This is a genomic window from Paenisporosarcina sp. P4_D4, from assembly GCF_056401835.1.
Genome location: NZ_JBFUIO010000203.1, coordinates 1 through 2,759, shown reverse-complemented (window position 1 = coordinate 2,759; position 2,759 = coordinate 1). Strand labels below are relative to the sequence as shown.

The window sequence follows — 2,759 nt, the reverse complement described above, 5'->3', positions numbered from 1 at the left end:
CAGTATCTTCAAACTAACAATCCAAATTATTGGAGGTTAAAAAATAGGACAAGTTTCACTCTTAATTAAGTTGGGTGCTTTTTCTTCTGCTCAAGAATATAACAAAATAACAACCTTGCAATCATAAAACATTTTTTTATTTAATAAAAAAAAATAGTCATTGACAAAAAGATTACTTCAGGAATAAAGTATGTGTAATAACAATAAACTTTCCTAAGGGAAACTTTTTTGAGGAGGGTCAAACAATGAGCGAAGAAAACAACGTTTCTAGACGCGACATCTTAAAGTTGGGATCTGCCGGGGTCATTGGGGTAGCAGGCAGTTATTTGTTAAGTACAATGACTGGATTAAATCCCGTTATTAAAGCAGCTACACACAGTGGTAATAAGCACGGCAACATGAATCACAGTAATACAATGACGGATGTTTCAAAAAGTGAAGGCTATAAGATGGCTGAAAAAGCACTTACAACGTTTGATTATGGCACAGTAAGTGTGCTACCAAATGGGCAAACGTTACGTGTTTATGAAGTTGAAGCTATTGATAAAGAAATAGAAATTGCAAAAGGGATTAAATTTCCTGGATGGACATATAACGGAACGATTCCTGGACCGACGTTTCGTTGTACAGAGGGTGATCTTTTACGTTTCAACTTTATTAATAAAGGCAGTCATCCTCACTCGATTCATTTTCATGGAATTCACCCACCAGAAATGGATGGATTGGAGTCTATATATCCCGGACAGACATTCACGTATGAATTTGAAGCAAAACCATATGGATTACAAATTTACCATTGCCATGTCATGCCTTTAGCTCGACATATTCATAAAGGGTTATATGGTAATTTTATTATCGATCCAAAAAAGCCAAGAGAACCAGCGTTAGAATTGAACATGATCATGAATGGATTTGATTTGGATTTAGACGGCGAAAACGAATTTTATACGGTGAATGGATATGCGAATGCATTTATGAACCATCCGATTAAAATCAAGAAAGATCAACTTGTCCGAATATACTTAAGTAATTTAACTGAATTCGACTTATTAAATTCTTTCCACTTGCATGCTAATTACTTTACGTATTATCCAACAGGTCGAAATGATAACCCTTCACAGTTTACAGATACAATTATGCAATGTCAGGGTGAGCGAGGGATTCTGGAAGTGCGTTTTCCGTATAAAGGGAAATATATGTTTCATGCTCATGTAAGTGAGTTCGCTGAGTTAGGCTGGATGGGATTTTTCGAAGTAGAGTAAAGGAGGGTTAATAGATGAAAGTTAAATGGATAATATCGGGATTAGTACCCCTATTGTTACTTGTGGCAGTAGTTTCTTGGGTGATGATCAATGGTGCTGGTATTGAAAAAGACCCTGCCGCCCCAATCGAAGTACTAAATATTGAACGAATTAACACAACATACAGTGGGTTTGAAATATCAATCAGTAATACTGGGCCAGAGCCCCTAACGATATCTCAAGTAATAGTGAATGATTCGATATGGAATTTTGGTGTCTCTCCATCAGAAACATTAAAACGATTTGAAGAAGGGAAAATTACGATTAATTACCCTTGGGTGCAAGGTGATCCACATGTAATTAAGATAATTACTGAAAATGGAATTATTACAGAAGGTGAAATTGCAGCTGCGACACTCACTCCAGAAAGAAGCTGGAGCAATTTTCTTAATTACGGGTTTATAGGGTTTTATGTTGGTATCGTACCCATTACATTAGGTTTATTGTGGTATCCATTCATGAAACGTTTCTCACGAAAATGGATTAACGCTATTCTTGCTCTTACCGTTGGGTTACTTCTATTCTTATTTATTGGTACATTGGCTGATGGCTTTGAAATGGGTGCTGAAGCGCCTGCAGTCTTGCAAGGTACTATGGTGGTAGTGCTAGGTGCAGTTCTTACTTTCTTATTATTAATTGGATTTGACCAGTATTCACAGAAAAAACAAGCATTGAAAGTTTCTTCTCCTTTTAATATCGCTTTATTAATGGCTGTCGGAATCGGGCTCCATAACTTTGGGGAAGGGCTGGCTATCGGTACTTCGTTCTCTCTTGGCGAAGCTGCACTAGGCACATTCTTAGTCATTGGCTTTACTCTTCATAACATTACTGAAGGTATAGGAATAGCAGCTCCCTTGTTGAAGATTAAACCTAGAATAAGAGACTTTGTATTATTAGGCGTAATAGCAGGTGCTCCAGCAATTATTGGTACCTGGGTTGGTGGCTTCATTTTCTCTCCGATTCTCGGCGCATTGTTCTTAGGGATTGGTGCAGGTGCCATCTTACAAGTAATTTATGTCATCACTAAAATGTTAATTAACGATCATAAGAAACATTTGGAACCTACTGTTTCTTGGTTAAACTTCAGTGGTTTCACAATCGGTCTGTTAATCATGTATCTTACAGCCTTCTTCGTTAAATATTAAATTTTTCTGAGGTGAAGACGTTGCAAAAGGACCTTAATAATAACAGGAGTAATTTTGGTGCTTGGCTCGATAAACAAGAAGATATTAATATTTATTCGTTAGAAAAAGCATCAAACATCGGTTATGCAACCATTAAAAAATTATGTAACAACCAAAACTACTTACCTAGATTTTCAACCATTGCGAAAATAAATCATGGCTTAAAAATGCTCGGAAAGAATATTGAAGTGAATGATTATCTTTGAGTAACCTTTACCTTGCTTAGATACAGCTATTCAAAAAATAACACTTAATAGGAGGAAATCATGATGCA

Annotated in this window: 3 protein-coding genes; all 3 read left to right on the top strand. The window is 36.3% G+C overall.

The genetic code is table 11. The features are described 5' to 3' along the window. The first annotated feature begins 245 nt into the window (after positions 1-245). Genes AC1DSL_RS17005 through AC1DSL_RS16995 form a run of 3 tightly spaced genes read left to right on the top strand, consistent with a single transcriptional unit; the run spans position 246 to position 2,691 of the window. Complete coding sequence (locus AC1DSL_RS17005; RefSeq protein WP_477533118.1) at positions 246-1,262, top strand: multicopper oxidase domain-containing protein; 1,017 nt, start codon at positions 246-248, stop codon at positions 1,260-1,262. 14 nt (positions 1,263-1,276) lie between these two features. Continuing rightward, positions 1,277-2,446: a ZIP family metal transporter gene (locus AC1DSL_RS17000; protein WP_477533117.1), complete on the top strand. Its 1,170-nt coding sequence runs from the start codon at positions 1,277-1,279 to the stop codon at positions 2,444-2,446. 20 nt (positions 2,447-2,466) lie between these two features. After that, complete coding sequence (locus AC1DSL_RS16995; RefSeq protein WP_016427015.1) at positions 2,467-2,691, top strand: helix-turn-helix domain-containing protein; 225 nt, start codon at positions 2,467-2,469, stop codon at positions 2,689-2,691. The last annotated feature ends 68 nt before the right edge of the window (positions 2,692-2,759 follow it).

Excerpts from the sequence above, each read along its gene's own strand:
- AC1DSL_RS17000 (WP_477533117.1), top strand. The coding sequence starts at position 1,277 with ATGAAAGTTAAATGGATAATATCGGGATTAGTACCCCTATTGTTACTT.
- AC1DSL_RS17005 (WP_477533118.1), top strand. The coding sequence starts at position 246 with ATGAGCGAAGAAAACAACGTTTCTAGACGCGACATCTTAAAGTTGGGA.